At 66.0% G+C, this 18,411-nt stretch carries 11 protein-coding genes and 1 other RNA gene; 6 read left to right on the top strand and 6 right to left on the bottom strand.

Annotated features, from left to right (window positions below; genetic code table 11):
• The first annotated feature begins 92 nt into the window (after positions 1 to 92).
• From ABQY64_RS15975 to ABQY64_RS15960, 4 genes are all read left to right on the top strand, one after another.
• Positions 93 to 169, top strand: a non-coding RNA gene (locus tag ABQY64_RS15975) — sX9 sRNA.
• Between the two features lie 17 nt (positions 170 to 186).
• Positions 187 to 729 carry a GNAT family N-acetyltransferase gene (locus ABQY64_RS15970; protein ID WP_349779518.1) on the top strand — a complete coding sequence of 181 codons (543 nt, stop codon included), beginning with the start codon at positions 187 to 189 and terminating at the stop codon, positions 727 to 729.
• A 322-nt stretch (positions 730 to 1,051) separates the two neighbouring features.
• Positions 1,052 to 1,975: a TrmH family RNA methyltransferase gene (locus ABQY64_RS15965; RefSeq protein WP_115511503.1), complete on the top strand. Its 924-nt coding sequence runs from the start codon at positions 1,052 to 1,054 to the stop codon at positions 1,973 to 1,975.
• Positions 1,972 to 3,486 (top strand): carboxylesterase family protein, encoded by a 1,515-nt coding sequence (locus ABQY64_RS15960; RefSeq protein ID WP_349779519.1) that lies wholly within the window; start codon positions 1,972 to 1,974, stop codon positions 3,484 to 3,486. The genes ABQY64_RS15965 and ABQY64_RS15960 overlap by 4 nt, the downstream gene beginning before the upstream one ends.
• A gap of 51 nt (positions 3,487 to 3,537) precedes the next feature.
• Here ABQY64_RS15960 and ABQY64_RS15955 read toward each other — a convergent pair whose 3' ends face one another.
• Positions 3,538 to 5,025, bottom strand: a complete 1,488-nt coding sequence (locus ABQY64_RS15955; protein ID WP_349779520.1) for a neprosin family prolyl endopeptidase — start codon at positions 5,023 to 5,025, stop codon at positions 3,538 to 3,540.
• A gap of 300 nt (positions 5,026 to 5,325) precedes the next feature.
• Positions 5,326 to 7,290, bottom strand: coding sequence for a glycoside hydrolase family 97 protein (locus ABQY64_RS15950; protein WP_349779521.1), 1,965 nt, complete (start codon positions 7,288 to 7,290; stop codon positions 5,326 to 5,328).
• Positions 7,291 to 7,509: 219 nt separating this feature from the next.
• Between ABQY64_RS15950 and ABQY64_RS15945 the strand changes: the two genes are divergently transcribed.
• The gene (locus tag ABQY64_RS15945; RefSeq protein ID WP_349779522.1) at positions 7,510 to 10,980 is read left to right on the top strand and encodes a LamG-like jellyroll fold domain-containing protein; all 3,471 of its coding nucleotides are present in this window, start codon (positions 7,510 to 7,512) and stop codon (positions 10,978 to 10,980) included.
• A 141-nt stretch (positions 10,981 to 11,121) separates the two neighbouring features.
• Positions 11,122 to 14,058 carry a TonB-dependent receptor gene (locus ABQY64_RS15940; RefSeq protein ID WP_102585144.1) on the top strand — a complete coding sequence of 979 codons (2,937 nt, stop codon included), beginning with the start codon at positions 11,122 to 11,124 and terminating at the stop codon, positions 14,056 to 14,058.
• Between the two features lie 235 nt (positions 14,059 to 14,293).
• Here ABQY64_RS15940 and ABQY64_RS15935 read toward each other — a convergent pair whose 3' ends face one another.
• The 4 genes from ABQY64_RS15935 to ABQY64_RS15920 all read right to left on the bottom strand — a co-directional run bounded on the left by ABQY64_RS15935 (position 14,294) and on the right by ABQY64_RS15920 (position 18,269).
• A complete protein-coding gene (locus tag ABQY64_RS15935; protein WP_039525778.1) occupies positions 14,294 to 15,346 on the bottom strand; it encodes a LacI family DNA-binding transcriptional regulator in 1,053 nt (350 codons plus the stop codon).
• Between the two features lie 189 nt (positions 15,347 to 15,535).
• The gene (locus tag ABQY64_RS15930) at positions 15,536 to 16,954 is read right to left on the bottom strand and encodes a M20/M25/M40 family metallo-hydrolase (RefSeq protein ID WP_349779523.1); all 1,419 of its coding nucleotides are present in this window, start codon (positions 16,952 to 16,954) and stop codon (positions 15,536 to 15,538) included.
• A gap of 109 nt (positions 16,955 to 17,063) precedes the next feature.
• A complete protein-coding gene (mscL, locus tag ABQY64_RS15925; RefSeq protein WP_024940317.1) occupies positions 17,064 to 17,495 on the bottom strand; it encodes a large-conductance mechanosensitive channel protein MscL in 432 nt (143 codons plus the stop codon).
• A gap of 60 nt (positions 17,496 to 17,555) precedes the next feature.
• Positions 17,556 to 18,269, bottom strand: a complete 714-nt coding sequence (locus tag ABQY64_RS15920; protein WP_065050315.1) for a fumarylacetoacetate hydrolase family protein — start codon at positions 18,267 to 18,269, stop codon at positions 17,556 to 17,558.
• Between the last annotated feature and the right edge of the window lie 142 nt (positions 18,270 to 18,411).

The raw sequence follows: 18,411 nt of genomic DNA, 5'->3' as shown, positions 1-18,411 counted from the left end.
CGGTATCGGCAGTGGCGATACCGCGCATATCGGAGCAGCTGACAAGACGACAGCGTGCACCGCCAGGCGCGCGCCCACTGTCCCGAATCGGCATGTGCCACGCGCGCACTGCGGTTCTGGGCGCGCCGTCCGCAAGCATCCGTCGCCTGCTCGCCAGGTGTCATCAGCCATTACAGGGCCGAAGCGATGGACGAATCACTGACACTCAACGGAGACGGTTTCGTGCTGCGTCGCTGGCGCCAGGACGACCTGGACGCCTTGCTGCGGCATGCCAACGACCCGCTGGTGCCGCGTGGATTGAGCGAGCGCTTCCCGCATCCGTATACGCGCGCCGATGGCGAGGCCTTCCTGGCCGGACGCGTGGTCGACCTGCAGCATCCGGTGCTGGCCATCGAGATCGACGGCCAGGCCTGCGGCACGATCGCGGTGCGTCCGGGGCAGGGCGAGCGACGCTTTTCGGCCGAGCTGGGCTACTGGATCGGCAGTGCGTACTGGGGCCGTGGCTGGATGACGCGCATCGTGGGCGCGTACGTGCCCTGGGCAATGCAGACCTTGCCGCTCTATCGCGTCCAGGCCACCGTGCTCGACACTAACCCGGCATCGGCCAGGGTGCTGCTGCGCAACGGCTTCGTCGAAGAAGGCTGCAGCCGCTGCGCGATCATGCGGCCGGATGGGCTGCACGATTTGCGCGTGTTCGCGCGGGTGGAGTTGCCGGCCGATCTGGACTGATCCTGGCCACGTGCGCTGGCGAACGCGTGGGCCAGGCGCATTTGCACGCTGCGGGTTGGCGCAGATCCGTCACCGGCATCGGCACCGATCCCGCGTGTCCTGCATAGCGTCAACGTCAACCTGAGTCCCTGTGTTGCAGGGCCTCGAAAGCAGCGCCTCGGCTACCTCGTATACGGCTCGTTGCGCCAGTGGCTTACCATCGTCGCCAATGCGTCTGCACCGCCGGCTATGCCGGCCTGCAGGATGACGAACACCGCTGGTGGCGGAAGGGGCGATGCCGTCCCCGCAGAGCCGGCAAGCAACACGAACCTTGGATACGACGATGACACAGCATGATGGACGGGGCGGACGACCGCCGCGCGATGGCGGCAGCTCCGGCGCCTCGCACAATCCCTGGGGCCGCGCCGCGCCGCGCACACCGGCAGCGCGCCCACCGGCACAGCAGGCGCCAACGGCTTACACGCCTGCTGCTGCGCAGTCCGCGGCTTCGTCGTCCGGCGGCAACGCGCGCGAGCTGCGGCTTTACGGCATCAACGCAGTGCAGGCCGTGTTCAAGGCGCGCCCGGAGGCCGTGCGCAAGCTGTACCTGAGCGAGGCGCGCATTCCGCAGTTCAAGGCCCTGCTGGCCTGGTGCGTGGCCCAGCGCATCGGTTACCGCGTGGTGGAGGAGGCTGATCTCAGCAAGCTTGCCGCCAGCGCGCACCACGAGGGCGTGGTGGTCGATGTGCTGCGCGTCGCCCCGCAGCCGTTGCCGGACTGGCTGGCTGCGTTGCCGCAGGGGCCGGTGCTGGCGCTGTGGCTGGATGGCGTGGGCAACCCGCACAACTTCGGCGCGATCCTCCGCTCGTCCGCGCACTTCGGGGTGGCCGGCCTGCTGCTGCCTGCCGGCTCCACGCTGGGTCTGTCCGGCGCAGCCGCGCGCGTGGCCGAAGGTGGCGCCGAAGCGGTGCCGCTGGTGCAACTGCCCGACACCGCAACGGCGATGGCGCAGCTGCGTCAGGCCGGTTTCGCAGTGGCGGCCACGCTGGTGGAGGGCGGGCAGGACGTGTTCGCCACCGCGCTGCCGCAACGGCTGGTGTATGTGATGGGCGCGGAGAGCGAGGGCATGGACCGCCAGTTCGCGCGCGATTGCGACCTGCAGTTGTCGATCCGCGGCAGCGGCAAGGTCGAAAGCCTCAACGTGGCTTCGGCCACCGCCGTGTTCCAGGCCGCCTGGCGTGCCCGCGCGTTGGGTGGGGAGTCGTGATGCGCCTGTGTGCCGGTCTGCTTGCCGCCGCTTGTGCGTTGAGCATCAGCGCGCATGCTGCAGCGGCCTCCACGCCTGCCGCACCGCCACAGGTGCGCACCGATCACGGCCTGGTGCGCGGGCAGTGGCAGGACGATGGCAGTGCGGTGTTTCGCGCGATTCCGTTTGCCGCGCCGCCGCTGGGTGCGTTGCGTTGGCAGCCGCCGCAACCGGCTGCTGCCTGGTCGGGCGTGCGCGATGCCACCCAGGCCGCCACCCCGTGCGTGCAACCGGCGCTGGGCTGGAACGACGCCATGGCCAGTCGCGGTACGGAAGATTGCCTTTACGTCGAAGTGCAGACGCCAACGCTGCAGCCGGCCAAGCCGCTGCCGGTGTTCGTCTGGATCCACGGCGGCGCCAATGTGGCCGGTGGCGCCGATGGCCATCTGCCGACCAACCTGGTCGCACAGGACATGCTGGTGGTGACGCTGCAGTACCGGCTCGGTGCGCTCGGCTTCCTGTCGCTGCCGGAACTGCGCAATGGCGACCATCAAGCCGCCGGCAACTACGCCTTGCTCGATCAGATCGCCGCGCTGCAGTGGGTGCGCGACAACATTGCGCAGTTCGGTGGCGACCCTGCGCGGGTCACCATCGCCGGGCAGTCGGCTGGTGGCCAGGATGTGGGCTTGCTGATGCTCAGCCCGCTGGCACGCGGCCTGTTTTCGGCGGCGATCGAGCAGAGCGGCACCGCCGGGTTCGGATTGCCGGCGCGTTCGCTGGAGGACAATCGCGCGCTGGGCGTGGAGATCGCCAAGCGTGCCGGTATCGGTGACCCCGCCACGCGTCTGGCGCAGCTGCGCGCGCTGCCGGTGGAGCAGCTGATTAAGGCCGGGCAGGATGTCGACGTGCCGGCACTGGATGACGATGGCTACATCTGGCTGCAGGCGGTCGTCGATGGGCGCGTGCTGCCGCGTGCGCCGGCCGCGTTGCTGGCCGACGGTGCACAGGCCAGGGTGCCGCTGTTGATCGGCTATGTGGTGCAGGAGCTGGAATACGGCGGCAAACAGGGTGCACAGGCGCGGCTGCGTCGCGACTATCCGGCGCAGGCCGATGCCGTGCTGCAGGCGCAGCGCACGCATGCGGCGCAGCGTGCCGCACGGCAGGGCGATGCAGCGATGCAGCTGTCCACCGATCTGACCTTCCGTTGCCCGGCAGTGACCGTGGCCCAGCATCAGGCCGCGCTTGGCGTGCCGGTGTGGCATTACGTGTTCGATACCGCCGCACCGGGCGGGCAGGTCACGCATAGCGCCGAGTTGCCGTTCCTGTTCAAGGATCTGCCGATCGGCCAGCCGCCGGTGAGTCTGCAGCGCTATTGGGCCGCGTTCGTGCAGCGTGGCAATCCCAACACCAAGGGCATGCCGGCCTGGCCGGCATTTGCGCCCAAGCATGCGGCATTGCAGTTCGACGCCAGTGGCGTGCGCCCGCTCAAGGATGCACGCCCGGCGGTGTGCGCAGGCGTGGACTTGCCGTAATCGATCGCGCGTACCGCCACGGTACGCGCGATTGACTCCACTCAATTGAACTTAGCGTGCGCAGCCCGGCCCGCCGAAGTAGAAGCCGCCGTTCTGCATTTCCGGCGACAAGCTGGTGCGGGTGACGCCTGCGCCCAGTGCATACGGATAGGTGTAACCGGCCATCGCCAGCGTGTAGCAGGACGGCTGCTCCACATTCAGGCTCGACAGGCGCTGCGCGGGATGGGTGGCCATCGCCGCATCGCGATAGAAGTGGTTGGCCTGGAACGCGGCCTGGCGATAGCCTGCGTTGGCAAATCGGCCGCTGCCCATCGGTGCGCTGGGACGACCATCCCAGGTGGAAATTTCGCCGCCCGCAGAGATGAAGATGTTCGCGCTGCCCTCGGCAATATCGCCCGCGTAAAGCTCGGACTTGTAGTAGCCGATCCATTCGCCATTCAAACCGAACCACCAGTAGCCGTCGGCATTGCGCTGGAACTCCACATGCAGCATTGCCTGCTTGCCGCCTGCGGTGCTGAAGCCACCGGCCGGTGCTGCACCAAGCACGTTGGCAGTGCTGGTCTGCACGAAGTCGGCGCAATCCAGGTTGTGGCAACCGGTGGTGATGTAGCCATCCTGGGTAGAGTAGATAAACAGGATCGGCCGCGTGCCCCAACCGGCCCCGGGCTGTGTCTGCCAACCGGCTTCCAGCGTCTGGATCACGCCCTGGCGGGTGTAACCGCCCAGCCAGATCTGGCTGATTGATTGCGCATCGTTGGCGGTGACGGTCGGCACCCACGTGTTGAGATCGGCGCCGGCGCCGGTCACCGGCGAGCCGGCGGTGTCCAGGTAGATGGTGGAGTAGTAATGCACCACCGATGCCGCCTCCTGCGCCGCCGGCGCGGCATCTGCCTGCCTGTGCGCAATCACGCTAGGGGTGGTGCCACGCAGAAAGCTGCGCAGATCCGCATGCTTGCTGATCTCGGCCAGGCCGATGCGTTCTAGCGGCACGCTGCCGGTGTCGCACCGTTGCACCGTATCGATCGGCATGACGGTGCCGATGTTGCCCGAGGTGGCGGGCGGCGCCGCCGGCGCGCTGCCATCGCGCAGTGCCGGCTGCTGCTCACGCGGAATGCAGTCGAACACCTTGCCATCCTGGTGTACGCTGCGCAGCACCGTCAGGCCGTTGTAGCGGTTGAACACATAGCGCTGCATTTCGGCGAACGCGCTGGGGCTGCTGACCTTGGCCGTGGCACCACGCGTGGCGTAACCGAGCTGCGCCTGCGCATCCAGGAACTTCTTGAAGTCACGCGTGACCTGCGGAAATGCACGCGATGCCGGCAGCGACGTACGCAGCGTATCGCGCCGCACGGCTGCGATGCTTGCCGTGGCAGGTGTTCGTAGCAGCGGTGGCATCAGTGTGTCGATGCTGCGGTCGCTGCTGGCCGAGATCGATGGCGGTAGCAGCGTGGCGGCGCCAACGGCGGGAGCGAGTGCACAAACGCAGAGCGCAGCAACGGCGCGGCCGATCGACATCGGCCGATAAGAACGGAAGATCATGTGTTTTCCCCTGGCGCCGGAACGGAACTGCCTGCACGCGGCGCACCATGCAGGACAGCGCCTTCAGTCTGCAGTGGCATCCGGGCTTGGCTAGCCGGCGCATGCTGCGTTGAAGGCGTGCGCATCCTAACTGCCTGAAAAACAAATGGATCGGCAGACACGCATTGCGTGATATCAGGCACACCGCAAGCGCAATGCGCTAAGCGGATGCCGTGTCGATGGTCATGCACACCCTTGCGTACGGCGCGTTGCCGATGCGCAAAGGTGTGCACGGTCACCTCGTTATAAGCATGGCTGTTCTTACTTTTTTTGCAGTCGCACGGCGGCGCCGCCGTTTGCAGCCAATGGCAGCTGCAAGCTGTCGTTGGAGGTGAGTTTGCGCGTATCGATACGCACCTCCGTCGGGGCCGCGCCGTCGGCATAGATGGTGGCTGTCCAGCTGCCCTTGCCCAGGAATGCCAGCGGCAAGGTCAGCGTGCGTGCCTGCTCGTTGGTCATTGCGCCCACGTACCAGTCCTTGCCGCTGCGCCGCGCCAGCGCGATGTGCTCGCCGATCGCGCCATCGAGTGCGCGTGTCTCATCCCAGCTCGCCGGCACATCGCGCAGGAACTGCGCTGCCGGCACGTTTTCGTATTGTTCCGGGCTGTCGGCGACCACCGCGAACGGGCTTTCGTAGACCACATACATCGCCAGTTGCTGCGCACGTGTGGTCATCACCTGCGGCGCGATGTGCTGCATCTTGAACTCGGCCGGACGCACATTGCGGAAGCCACCCGGTGTGTAATCCATCGGCCCGAGCAACATGCGCGTAAACGGCAGCGTGAGGTTGTGGGTGGCGGTGATGCGGGTGGTCCACTTGTTGTACTCGGCGCCGAGCACGCCTTCCTGCGTGAGGTAATTGGGATAGGTGCGGGTCAGGCCGGTCGGGTGATAGGCGCCATGCAGGTCCACCAGCAGTTTGTGCTCGGCGGCCTTGGCTAACAGGCGGTGGTAGAAATCCACCATCTGCTGATCATCGCGGTCCATGAAGTCGACCTTGATGCCCTTGATGCCGAGTTGCTGATACCAGGCGAGTGCTTCGTCCATGTGCGCATCCAGCGCGCGCCAATGCGCCCATAGCCACAGCCCGACATCGCGCTGCCGGGCGTAGGCCACCAGACCCGGCAGGTCGAGCTGCTCCACCGGCCGGCGGATATCGGCATCGACGTTGTACTGGCCATCGCCGGTGCTGCCGAAATACCAGCCATCGTCGATCAGCATGTATTGCAGTTTCAATTGCTGCGCGTGATCGATATAGCGCTGAATCGTGGCGGTATTCATGCCCGGCTGGGCCACGCCGCTGGCCAGTGAGCCGGACCACCAATCCCATGCCGATTTGCCTGCGCGCACCCAGCTCGCATCGAAGGCCGGCGGTGGGTTGAGTGCGGAAATCAGATTAGATTCGATCAGGCTGGCCGGGCTGTCACCCAGCATGATCACCCGCCAAGGCGTGGCGAAATCACGGCCCTTGGCATCAAAGCTGACGGCCAGCTTGGGGTCGTCCAGGCGTGGCGATAATTTCGCCGACACGCCCAGACTGCCATCCTCGCGGCCGGTGAGATACAGGCCGGCATAATCGCGCAGGTTCGCCTCGGCAATCGCCAGCGTGGTGCCGCTGGCATCGGTCTGGCACACCAGCGGCACCTCGAGCAGATTGTGCGGGCGCAATCTGGATGCGGCGATCGCATCGTATTCGCCCTCATGGCTGGTGCCGAAGCGGCCCAGGTTCAAGCTCCAGCATGCGTAATCGCTGGGGAATGCAAAGCTGGTGAGCTCATTGCGAATCCGCACCTCACCGGCGTCGGGCAGCACATAACGCAGCGCAACACCGTCGTCGTAGGCGCGCAATTCCACCGTCAGGCGTCGCTGTTTGGGGTCTGACAACTGCACGCGCAATTGACGGTAGTGATCGCGTGCCTGACGCGTCTTGCCCACGGGCAGGGCGAAGCGGCTGTCATGCGTTTCGGTGGTGCTGCCCTGCAACGTCATCGCCTTGCCGAGCGTGTCGGCGCGGCCCAGATCCAGTCCGAGCGGAGCGTCGTCGAGCACGACTTTGTTGCGATACAGCACGCGATAGGTTGGCACGCCACCCTCGCGCAGTGAAAATTCCACCTGCGTACGTGCGTCGGGTGACTGCACCTGCAAACGTTGCGCAACTGCAGGCAACGCGATCGAACACAGCAGCGCGCACGCCGCCGGTAATGCGGACTGGATCAGGTTTCGCATGGGTCCCTCCTCCTGGGAGCGCCAACCCTAACGCAGAACGGTTGTCGTCGATATCCACCTGGGGTAACGTTACCTCGCACCATGGCCGCTGAAACAGGGGCGGCAGCCACGGGCGGCATCACGACAGATGCAATGACAAGGCGACCACGCGTCGCCTTGGCGGTTGCGTCGAGGTGGTGTGCACCGTTGCTTGGCAGTAGAGCTTGGGAGAGGCCTCTAATGCTGATGGTTCGCAAGGCGTTCCGCCGTGGAGCGCTGTGGTTGTTGTGTGCTTGCATCGCCTGGACTGCAGTGGAGGCTGCACCCGCCGATGCCGATCCGCCCGGTCCCTACGACGTGCGCGTGCTCGCGGGCGGTCTCGGGCTGAGCAAGAAGCTTGCCGCCGGAACACCGCTGCTGGCCGCCGATGCGGATTGGAGCGTGTCCGCCTGGGTGCGGCCCTCCAGCGGGACTACCGGCCCGGCATTAATTGCCGGGCTCGGTGATCCGCAGGCGGCTGGCCGTTTCTTCGTCATCGACAACGGCATGCTGGGCTTTGCCCAAGGCGCCGAGCATGTGCTGCGCAGCAAGCAGCCGCTGCGCGCCGGTGTCTGGACGCAGGTCGCCGCGATTGCGCAGGGCACGCGCCTGAGCCTGTATGCCAATGGCCGCCAGGTGGCCAGTGGCAACGTGCAGCAAAGCGCGGTCGCGCCCACGCTGGTGTTCGGCCCGCGTCAGCAACCGGCGGCGTATACGCAGCACTTCGGCGGCGAGATTGCAGGCTTCACTGCGCAGGCTGGTGCGCTGGATGCGGCAGCCATCGCACGGCTTTCCGGACAGGCGCCGGATCCTGCGCTGCAGCGCTTCGAAGACGCATCGCCCGGCTGGCGCGTGCAGGTCAAGCAGATGGCAGGGCAACTCGCGCCGCAAGCGGCGGCGACCCTGCCGCGCAGTGCCGCGCCCTTCCCGGCGCCGGTCGCCAGGCCGGTATCGGAGGCGCCTGCGCTGCAGCCGCTGGATGCCGCCGCATGGCGGGTCGGTGCATGGCAACTCGCTGCGGCACCAGAGCTCGGTCAAGCCAGCGGTGCGACGCTGTCGCGCAGCGATTACGCCGCCGGCAAGAGCCGTTGGCGCGCCGCGACCGTGCCGGGCACGGTGCTGACCACGCTGGTGGATCGTGGCGTGTATCCGGATCCGGATGTCGGCCTCAACAACATGGCGATTCCCGAATCGCTGAGCCGGCAGGACTGGTGGTACCGCAGCAGTTTCGATATGCCTGCAGCACTGCAAGGCAAGCGATTGGAGCTGTTGTTCAACGGCATCAATTACGCCGGCGAGATCTGGGTCAATGGCACCCAGGTCGGGCGCACCCGCGGCGCATTCGCGCGCGGTCGCTTCGATGTCAGCAAGCAGCTCAAGCCGGGCAGGAACGTCATCGCGGTGCGCGTGTCGCCACCACCGCATCCCGGCATCGCACACGAACAGTCGATGACGGCCGGTGTCGGCGAAAATGGCGGCATGCAGGCGCTGGATGGGCCGAGCTTCATCGCCAGCGAAGGCTGGGACTGGATTCCGGCGGTGCGCGATCGCAATGCCGGTCTGTGGCAGGACGTGCAGCTGCATGCCACAGGTCCGCTGGCGCTGGGCGATACCCAGGTGGTCACTGCACGGCTGGCACCCGACCACCGCCGTGCAGAACTCGAAATCAACCTGCCGCTGCGCAACGACACTGCCGCAGCAGTGCAGGGCACGGTGCAGCTGGCCTTTGGCGATGTGCGCATCCGGCGCGAGGTCAACGTGCCGGCCGGTGGCAGCACGCTCAAGCTCACCGCCGCCGATACGCCGCAGTTGGTCATCGCCAATCCGCGCCTGTGGTGGCCCAACGGCTATGGCGAGCCTGCGCTGTACACCTTGCAGGCCGGCGTCGAAGTGGCCGGTACGCCGTCGGACGCGCAGCAGCTGCGCTTCGGCATTCGTCAGGTGACCTACGAACTGTCATTGTTCGACGACGATGGCGCGCTGCGCCGCGTCCTGGTCGATCTCAATCAGGCCCGGCAACGCGGCGAGCGCATCGTCGACGTGCGGCATGCAGCGATCCGGCCCGTACCCGGCGGTAATGCGCAATCCCTGTATCCCGGCGCCTTGTCCTCGCCGGCGGTGCAGCAGCTCGACGACAACAGCCTGGCTCCGCATCTGGCGCTACGTATCAATGGTGTGCGTATTGCGGTGAAGGGCGGCAACTGGGGCATGGACGACTGGCGCAAGCGGGTCTCGCGCGAGCGGCTGGAGCCGTACTTCCGTCTGCAGCGCGATGCGCATTTCAATGTGGTGCGCAACTGGGTGGGGCAGAACACCGAAGCCAGCTTCTTCGAGCTGGCCGACGAATACGGCATGCTGGTGCTCAACGACTTCTGGCAGTCCACCCAGAACTACAACATGGAGCCGGCCGACGCGGCGCTGTTCCTGGACAACGCCGCCGAGGTGATCAAGCGCTTCCGCAATCATCCTTCCATCGTGCTGTGGTTCGGGCGCAACGAAGGTGTGCCGGCGCCGATCCTCAACGAAGGCCTGGACCAGCTGGTGGCCGAACTCGATGGCACGCGCTGGTATACCGGCAGTTCCAACGAGATCAATCTGCAGGGCAGCGGCCCGTACAACTACCGCGAGCCGGTGGCGTACTTCAACAAGCTGGCGCAGGGCTTTTCGGTGGAGGTGGGCACGCCCTCGTTCTCCACCCTGGAGTCGTTCCAGGCATCGGTACCTGCGGTGCAGGACCAGTGGCCGATCGGCGATGCCTGGGCGTATCACGACTGGCACCAGTCCGGTAACGGCGACACCGCCAGCTTCATGCGCTCGCTGACCGACAAGCTCGGCGCGCCGACCAGCCTGGCCGACTTCGAACGCAAGGCGCAGTTGCTCAACTACGACACCCACCGCGCCATCTTCGAAGGCTTCAACGCGCAGCTGTGGAGCAAGAACAGCGGGCGGCTGCTATGGATGAGCCATCCGGCCTGGCCCAGCAACATGTGGCAGATCTACAGCCACGACTACGACACCCACGCGGCCTACTACGGTGTGCGCAATGCGGCAGAGATGCTGCATGTGCAGATGAACCTGCCCGGCCACGAGGTGGTGGTGGTCAACAATGCGGCCGAGCCGGTGAGCGGCCTGCGCGTGCGCGCAGAAGTCTATGCCGCCGACGGAAAGTTGCTGCAGCAGCGCGAGCAAGCGATGGAGGCCGCGGCGGTTGCGGTGTCGGCACCGGTGCTGCAACTGGCACCGTTGCTCAAGGATACCAATGGCCTGGGCTTTGTGCGGCTGCAATTGCTCGATCGCGATGCGGTTGTGCGTTCGCGCAATTTCTACTGGGTGGCGCGCGATGCGGCGGCCATGCGCGGTCTGGATGCGCTGGCGGCAGTGCCGGTGCAGCTCAGCACGCAGCTGCAGGAGGGCGCCGAACCGGTGCTGCGCGCCAGCGTGCGCAATGCCTCGCAGCAGGTGGCGCTCAACACCAAGCTGACCCTGGTGGATGCGCAAGGCCAGCGCATCCTGCCGGCGTACTACAGCGACAACTACCTCAGCCTGGTGCCGGGCGAGCAGCGCGAGATCGAGATCCGTGGCCCGTCCGCGGCGAGCTTGCGCAATGCCACGCTGCAGGTGCGCGGCTGGAATGTCGAACCATCAACAGGCGTTGCCAACGGGCCTCCGTAGCGGCGCCAGCACGTTGCCGCGCCGTGCCCGCGCACGGCGTTCGCACTGACGCGCCGATTGCGCGTCAGCCAATACCGCATTGCCGTTGCTGCAATGCCATTCGAAACGGTCGTGGATTGTCGTCATCCCTGGGAGGGGACCATGAACAAGCTGCATTCGAACACCCGCCATACCCCACTGGCCGCCGCACTCGCGGCTGCACTCACCCTGCTTGCCGGCAGCGCAGGCGCACAGGACGCCGGCAACGCCGCCGGGGTCACCGACCTGGACAAGGTCATGGTCAAGGGCGTGCGCGGCGCGCAGGCCGAGGCCATCGAGAACAAGCGCACCGCCGCGCAGATCATCGACTCGATCTCTGCCGAAGACATCGGCAAGTTGCCCGACGTCACCATCACCGATTCGCTGCAACGCGTGCCCGGCGTACAGATCCGGCGTTCGGCCGGCGAGGGCTCGCAGCTCAATATCCGCGGCATGCCGCAGGTGCAGACCACCATGAACGGCGAGTTGTACCTGAGCGCCGGTGGCGGCGATCAATACGGCCAGCCGAACATCGGCCGCGCGCAGCCGGATTTCGTCGATATCCCGCCGACGCTGTTCAGTGGGGTGGATGTGATCAAGTCGCCGACCGCCGCCGATCTGGATGGCGGCATCAGCGGTACCGTCTCGCTGAAGACGCGGCGCCCGTTCGACCTGCCGGAAGGCTGGACCTTCAGCGGCCAGGCCGAAGGCTCCTACGGCGACCGCGTGCAGGAACTCAACGAGCTGTACTCGGGGCTGGCCAGCTTCCGCACCGAGCGCTGGGGCGCGTTGCTCGCCGTGTCGTACTCCGACGCCACGCTGGAGAACAAGCACCCCAGCGTGTATTCCAATGGCGCGCAGAAATCCACCGAGCAGAATGTGGGCTTCGATTTCAACGGCGACGGGCGCATCGGCAGCAACACCGACCCCAGCAATCTGCCGCGCGATTACTTCTACAACTGGGTCGCCACCGAACTGGACAACCGCAGCACCGATCGCCAGCGCACCGGCATCAACGGCTCGTTCCAGTTCAACATCAACGATTCGTGGACGGTGTTGGCCGATGCGGCCTACACCAAGCTCGAAGACCAGGACACCTCGGTGGCCGCGCAGCTGCACACCGGTTGGGCCACCAACCAGTTGCAGCCCGGGTCGGTGGTCGACTCCAACGGCGTGCTCGAATACGGCCAATTCCGCTACAACCGCTTCCAGGCCCACTCGATGGCCGGCGTTGCCGACTCGGACGCGCTCAACACCAACCTGGAGCTGCGCTTCGATGATGGTGGCCCTTTGCGTGCCTCGTTCCGCTGGGTGCATGGCGATGCGCAGCGCACCTACGACGAAGCGCGTGCCGATGCGGTGGTGACGCGTGGCGACCAGATCACGCGCGCCGGCGGCGTCACGCAGTGGGCGAACGCCAACGGCTTGCCGACAGTGGATGCCTCGGTGGATTTCCGTGGCACCTATCCGGCGGTCAACCTCGGCACCGACGTGTCCAACCCGGACAACTGGCAGCTGATGTCGACCTGGGCGCAGGGCAATAAGATCGAAGCGACGATGGACGCGTTCCGCGCCGATGGCACTTTCGAGTTCGACGAGGGCGTGGTGCGCGGCTTCCAGTTCGGCATCCGTTACGGCGAGCGCGAGGTCAAGCTGGACACCTATCGCTATCTGTCGCCGGTATCGACCAGCTGCGCCGACCCGAACCGCTCGCTGTATTACTTCAAGGATCCGCTGATCGTGGACACCTGCAGCGGCGTCTCTGAAGCGCGCCTGCTGCCGTTCAATTCGATTCCCGGTTACTGGGCGTATTTCAACGACTTCGATCCGCTCAAGGTCACCGGCCTGGGCAGCCAGGGCCTGCCGGCGATCAACCCGCAGGTCATGAAGGATCCGGTGGGCTATCTCAACAGCCTGTACCCGGGCAACGTGGCCTACCAGCAGGCCGCCGACTCCTACAAGGTCACCGAAAAGAGCACCGCAGCGTATTTTCTGGCCAATCTGGAAGGCGGTACCGGCAGCGCGGTTCCGTGGACGGCGAACATCGGCGCGCGCATCGTGCAGACCAAGCTGGCGATCGACCAGTACCTGAGCAGCGGCAATGTGTTCATCGGCAATGTCGAGTGGAACGGCGTCAGCCCGGCGATCGGTACCAATCGCCTGAACCGCCAATACACCGACGTGCTGCCCACCGCCAACCTGTCGCTGGACATCACAGACGCGCAGAAGCTGCGCTTTGCCTACAACAAGGCGGTGGCGCGCCAGGACCTGCCCGATCTCGGGCGCGGGCTGGTGAGCTTCTATGCGGTCAACGGCACGCCACCGCGCAACCCCGCGTTGCCTTCGGATGCGGTGCTGTTCCTCAATGGCCGCTCCGGCAATCCGGATCTCGATCCGTACCGCGCCACCAACTACAACGCCTCGTGGGAATGGTATTTCTCCGATGCGTCGTTGGTCAGCGTGGGTGCGTTCCTGATCGATGTGAAGTCGTTCCCCACCACAGTGACCAATATCGAGCTGTTGCCCGACGCCGATGGCGTGGCGCGGCTGGGTGGCCCGGTGGAGCGCATCGTCAACGGCGGTGGCGGCAAGATCAAGGGCTTTGAAGTGGGGTATCAGCAAGCCTTCGACTTCCTGCCCGGCTGGTTGAGCGGCTTTGGTACCAACATCAACTACACCTTCTCCGACGCCGACACCGACAACACCGATATCGACGGCAACACCTTGCCGATCGGCGACAACTCCAAGCACCAGGCCAACGCGGTGCTGTGGTACCAGAAGGACAAGCTGCAGGCGCGTGTGGCCTACAACTGGCGCAGCAAGCGCTTCAGTCAGGTCAACAGCGGTGCCTGGGGCGACGAGCTGGCGATCTGGAACGACGACGTGGGCTATCTCGATGCGTCCTTCAGCTACGACGTCAACGATCACCTGACCCTGTACGCCCAGGCCACCAATCTGACCGGCGAAAGCGAGCGGCGCTACGCGCAGTGGACCAACCACTACTACGACCAGAACATCTTCGAACGTCGTTACTACGCGGGCTTGCGTCTGCGCTTCTGATCCGGCTGCACCGTTGTGCGACCCAGCGCACCCCCGCGCTGGGTCGCGCATGTTTCGCTGTTGTCGCTCTCCAAGCGGTCATTGCGCTTTCTTCCCGTCGCCGCTGAGTGCGGCGCTGCAGTACGCCTGACGGCAACGTCAGGCACCCTCCCATTCGGCCGCATCGTCGGGAAGCGATGTGGCCGTTTTTTTGCGTGATGGCGCAGGCGTTACCCGATGCCGATCGATGCGGCGCTTAGCGCGCCGGCGGCCCGGCCGTCGAGCCGCGCTTGACCACGGTGTACTTCATCACCTGATGCACGCCCTGCGCGGGATCGCCCTTGCGTCGCTGGCGGATCGCATCGGCCAGCAGCGACACCGCCGCGCGGCCCATCGCGGTGACCGGTTGATGCACGGTGGTGAGCTCGGGCCAGATGGTGGTGGCGACCGGGGTGTCGTCGAAGCCGGCGACCGATACGTCCTCGGGCACGCGCAGGCCCAGTCCGTGTGCGACCGCAACGGCGGCTGCCGCCATATCGTCGTTGCTGCAGAACAGGGCGGTGGGCGGTTGCGCCTGCGCGAGCAGGCTGCGCGCGGCGAGCAGGCCGGAGTGATAGGTGAACAGACCGTCCGCCATCAACTCTTCGGCCACAGGCAGGCCGGCAGCCTGCAGGCTGTCGAGATAGCCATTGGCACGTAATGCACTGGGCGTGTGCTTGGGGTCGCCCTTGATCAAGGCGATGCGGCGATGGCCGAGTTCGATCAGGTGATCGACGATGGCGCGCGCAGCCTGATAATCGTCGATGCGCACCGAGCTGATTTGCGCCATCGGTGCGCCGCTCGCCACCGCCACGACCGGGATGCCGCGTGCATCGAGTTCGGCGATGGTCTGGCGCGAATCGCATAGCGGTGGCGGCAGGATCACGCCATCCACGCCGGCCGCCAGCAAGCGCTCGGTGGCGGCACGCTGGCTGCGGATGGCGCCGCATTTTTCCACCAGCACCTGGCTGCCATTGAGGCTGCTCTGTTCGAGCAGGCCGAGCATGAATTGGTTGAGGTAGGCCGCGCTGGGATTGCTGTACAGCACGCCGATGCGCAACAGGCCGCTGGTGCGCAACGAACGGCCGGCCAGGTTGGGGCGATACCCCAATGCCTGGACCGAGGCTTCCACCCGCACGCGCATTTCCTCGCCGACATGCGGGTGGCGGTTGATGACGCGCGAAGCGGTCATCGGCGAGACGCCGGCGTGCTTGGCGACATCCAGCAGGGTTGCCGCGTTGTTCGCACTGCGTTGGCGCTTGGCCGCCATTGTGTGTGCTCGTCCTGGAGTGGAAGCGAAAGGCAGGTGGCGTGCTTGAGGCCTGCAGCGACCAGGACGTGCCTGGCCGCTGGCGATCGTCGCTGCGATGTCGGTATCGGCACAGATCACGCGCAGTGTGCGCGTGCTCTTTGCCGCGCGCACTCAACGGAGGAGTGCACGCGACGTCTGCAAATGCAGTTATTCGCTCGGCGGCTGCACGCTTTTTGCGCGGCTGCCGAAATCGCCATCGGCTTCGGCCGCCAGATACGCAAACACCGTGTAGGCCGCGACGTTTTGCGCAAGCGCCTTGGGGTCGATCTTGTCCAGCGTGTCGTCGGCGGTGTGGTGCAGATCGAAGTAGTCGGTGCCGTCCTGCGCCAGCCATGCCCAGGCGCCACCCTTGGCGGAAATCGGCCCGACATCGGGGCCGGGGCCGCCCTTGCTCGGCTCATACGCGATGCCCAACGGCGCAAGCGCTTCGGCAATCTGTTTGGTCGCTGCGCGCGACTCGTCCGGTGCCGCCGAGCCGGTGTTGAACGCATAGATGCGCCCGGCACCAAAATCGCTCTCCGCGCCGATCTGATGCAGCGCCATGTCCTTGGCATCCTTGCCGTGCGCGGCTGCATATGCCTTGCCGCCGTACAGGCCTTGCTCCTCGTTGGCGAAGGCCACCACGCGGATGCTGCGCTTGGGCGCCTGGTTGAGTTGGCCGATCAGGTGGCCCGCGGCCATGGTGATCGCCACGCCGGCGCCATCGTCGATCGCGCCGGTGCCCAGATCCCACGAATCCAGATGCCCGCCGATCACCACCACTTCCTTCGGCTTGCTGCGTCCGGTGATTTCGCCGATCACGTTGTAGGAGGTCGCGGTGCCGTCCCAGCCGCAATCCAGCGCCAGTCGCACACGTGTGCTGCCCAGCGCGGTCAGGCGCGCGAGCTGGTTGGCATCGGGCACCGACAACGCCGCTGCCGGTACCGGCGTCACGCCTTCATCGAAACGGGTGATGCCGGTATGCGGCACGCGGTGCGAGTCGGTGCCGGCCGAGCGCATCACGAAGCCGATCGCGCCCTTGCGGATCGCTTCCGACGGACCCTTGCTGCGCACCGCGCCGCCATTGCCGTAATCCTTGCCGTCGCGCGCCTTGGTCATCTGGTAATCGACGAACGCGATCTTGCCGGCCAGCGAGCCGGCCGGTGCGGCCTGCAGTGCGGCCAGGTTGTCGAAGCGCACCACCTCGCCTTCGACGGTGCCGCCTGGGCTGCCGCCCAGTGCAGTGATGTGCAGGGGCTGCGCATGCGCACCGATCACCGCCGCCTGTTCGCTGCGCCGCTGCCATTTGGGAAAGCTCACCGGCTCGGTCCACACCTTGTCGAAGCCCAGCGACTGGAACTTGGCCTTGGCCCAGGCCACCGCGCGCGGGTCGGCCTCGCCACCGGCAATGCGCGGGCCCACTTCGGTGGTCAACGATTCCACCACCGCAAAGCCGGTGGTGTCGGCCAGGGCCTGCTCGCGCAGCTGCGCGGCGGTGCGCAGCGCGCCATCGGCGATGGTGGTCTGTGCGGCAAGCGCGGGTGTGCAGGCGAGTAGGGCAGAGATGGCAACAGCGAGGCGACGCATGCAGGGCGGCTCCAACGACAAGGGGACCCCGAGCTTATCAGCGCGAGGTCCCCCGTCTGCGTGCGAAAGGTCATCCTCCTGCGCGAAGTTGCGCAGCGGATGTGTCCGCTTACGGCACGCCCGGTGTCTTCAGTGTGTCGTTCTTCAACGAATCGCGGATCTCGCGCAGCAGCAGCACTTCTTCGCTCGGGCCCTTGGGGGCATCAGGCTTGCGGTGGGTCAGGCGGTTGATCAGCTTGACCACCATGAAGATCGCAAAGGCGATGATCACGAACTGCACGACGGTGTTGATGAAATCGCCGTAGCCGATCGCCACTGCCGGAATTTCCTTGCCGGTGGCATCGACGCCGGCTGGCTTGAGCACCCACGCCAGGCGAGAGAAATCCACATTGCCGATGGCCCAGCCGATCGGCGGCATGATGATCTTTTCCACCAGTGCAGTGACGATCTTGCCGAACGCTGCACCGATGACGACACCGACCGCCAGGTCGATGACATTGCCACGCATCGCGAATTGCTTGAATTCGCTGACCATTCCCATAGCGCACTCCAGATGCGGTCGCGGACCAACTGCCGCAAGGTGATCGTAGCGGGCCGCGTGTCAGCCCGCGATGATGCCGTGGCGCTCGGCAACGTTTTCCAGGCGTGCGCTGAACTGATCGCCCGGCAGCAGCGGGCCGACACCGGCCGGCGTGCCCATGAAGATCAGGTCGCCCGCGCGCAATGCATAGAGCTTGGAGAGCTCATGCAAAATCTCCGGCACGTTCCAGATCATCTGATCCAGCAACGACTGCTGCCGCACTTGGCCGTTGACTTCCAGTGACAGGTTCAATGCCTCCAGCGCACCCACTTCGCCGGCATGCACCAGCTCGCTGATCGGCGCGGAGTGGTCGAAGCCCTTGGCGATGTCCCACGGCAGGCCCTTGGCCTTGGCCGCTGCCTGCAGATCGCGTCGGGTCAGGTCCAGGCCCACGCCGTAGCCGTAGATCAGTGCCTCTGCCTGCTCCACCGGCAACTCGCCGGCCGGCGCATCGCTGCCCAGTGCCACCACCAGTTCCACTTCGTGGTGCAGTTCCTTGGTGCCGGGTGGGTACGGAATGTGGTCGCCGTGGCCGACCACGATCGCATCGGCAGGCTTCATGAAAAAGGTCGGCTGGCCACGCTCGGCCTTGGAGGACGGCGCAGTGGCGCCCATCTCGCGCGCGTGATCGGCAAAGTTGCGGCCGACGCAGTAGATGCGGTGCACCGGAAAGTTGCCGCCACCAACCACCGGAATGCGCGGAACATCGGCGGCGGGAATCACATCGTGGGTCATGCACGCATCCTTGGGGAACGGAGCACGTGAGTCTAGCCGTTTGGCTGTGCATGACGGAACCGTCGCGCTGCAGCGTGCAGTGCGGCGCAACGTCTGGCTGGCAGGTCTGCGATCACGGCTTGCATCGGCGCACGCAAACTCG

This window comes from Xanthomonas sp. WHRI 7065 (assembly GCF_040203115.2).
GTDB lineage: Bacteria > Pseudomonadota > Gammaproteobacteria > Xanthomonadales > Xanthomonadaceae > Xanthomonas > Xanthomonas arboricola.
Note: the sequence above shows the minus strand (reverse complement) of the source record. Positions and strands in the feature narration are given on the sequence as shown.

What these genes read in the sequence shown, in the direction of transcription:
- ABQY64_RS15935 (WP_039525778.1), bottom strand. Translation starts at nt 15,346, where the DNA reads ATGGCGGCCAAGCGCCAACGCAGTGCGAACAACGCGGCAACCCTGCTG.
- ABQY64_RS15930 (WP_349779523.1), bottom strand. Translation starts at nt 16,954, where the DNA reads ATGCGTCGCCTCGCTGTTGCCATCTCTGCCCTACTCGCCTGCACACCC.
- mscL (WP_024940317.1), bottom strand. Translation starts at nt 17,495, where the DNA reads ATGGGAATGGTCAGCGAATTCAAGCAATTCGCGATGCGTGGCAATGTC.
- ABQY64_RS15920 (WP_065050315.1), bottom strand. Translation starts at nt 18,269, where the DNA reads ATGACCCACGATGTGATTCCCGCCGCCGATGTTCCGCGCATTCCGGTG.
- ABQY64_RS15945 (WP_349779522.1), top strand. Translation starts at nt 7,510, where the DNA reads ATGCTGATGGTTCGCAAGGCGTTCCGCCGTGGAGCGCTGTGGTTGTTG.
- ABQY64_RS15940 (WP_102585144.1), top strand. Translation starts at nt 11,122, where the DNA reads ATGAACAAGCTGCATTCGAACACCCGCCATACCCCACTGGCCGCCGCA.
- ABQY64_RS15970 (WP_349779518.1), top strand. Translation starts at nt 187, where the DNA reads ATGGACGAATCACTGACACTCAACGGAGACGGTTTCGTGCTGCGTCGC.
- ABQY64_RS15965 (WP_115511503.1), top strand. Translation starts at nt 1,052, where the DNA reads ATGACACAGCATGATGGACGGGGCGGACGACCGCCGCGCGATGGCGGC.
- ABQY64_RS15950 (WP_349779521.1), bottom strand. Translation starts at nt 7,290, where the DNA reads ATGCGAAACCTGATCCAGTCCGCATTACCGGCGGCGTGCGCGCTGCTG.
- ABQY64_RS15955 (WP_349779520.1), bottom strand. Translation starts at nt 5,025, where the DNA reads ATGATCTTCCGTTCTTATCGGCCGATGTCGATCGGCCGCGCCGTTGCT.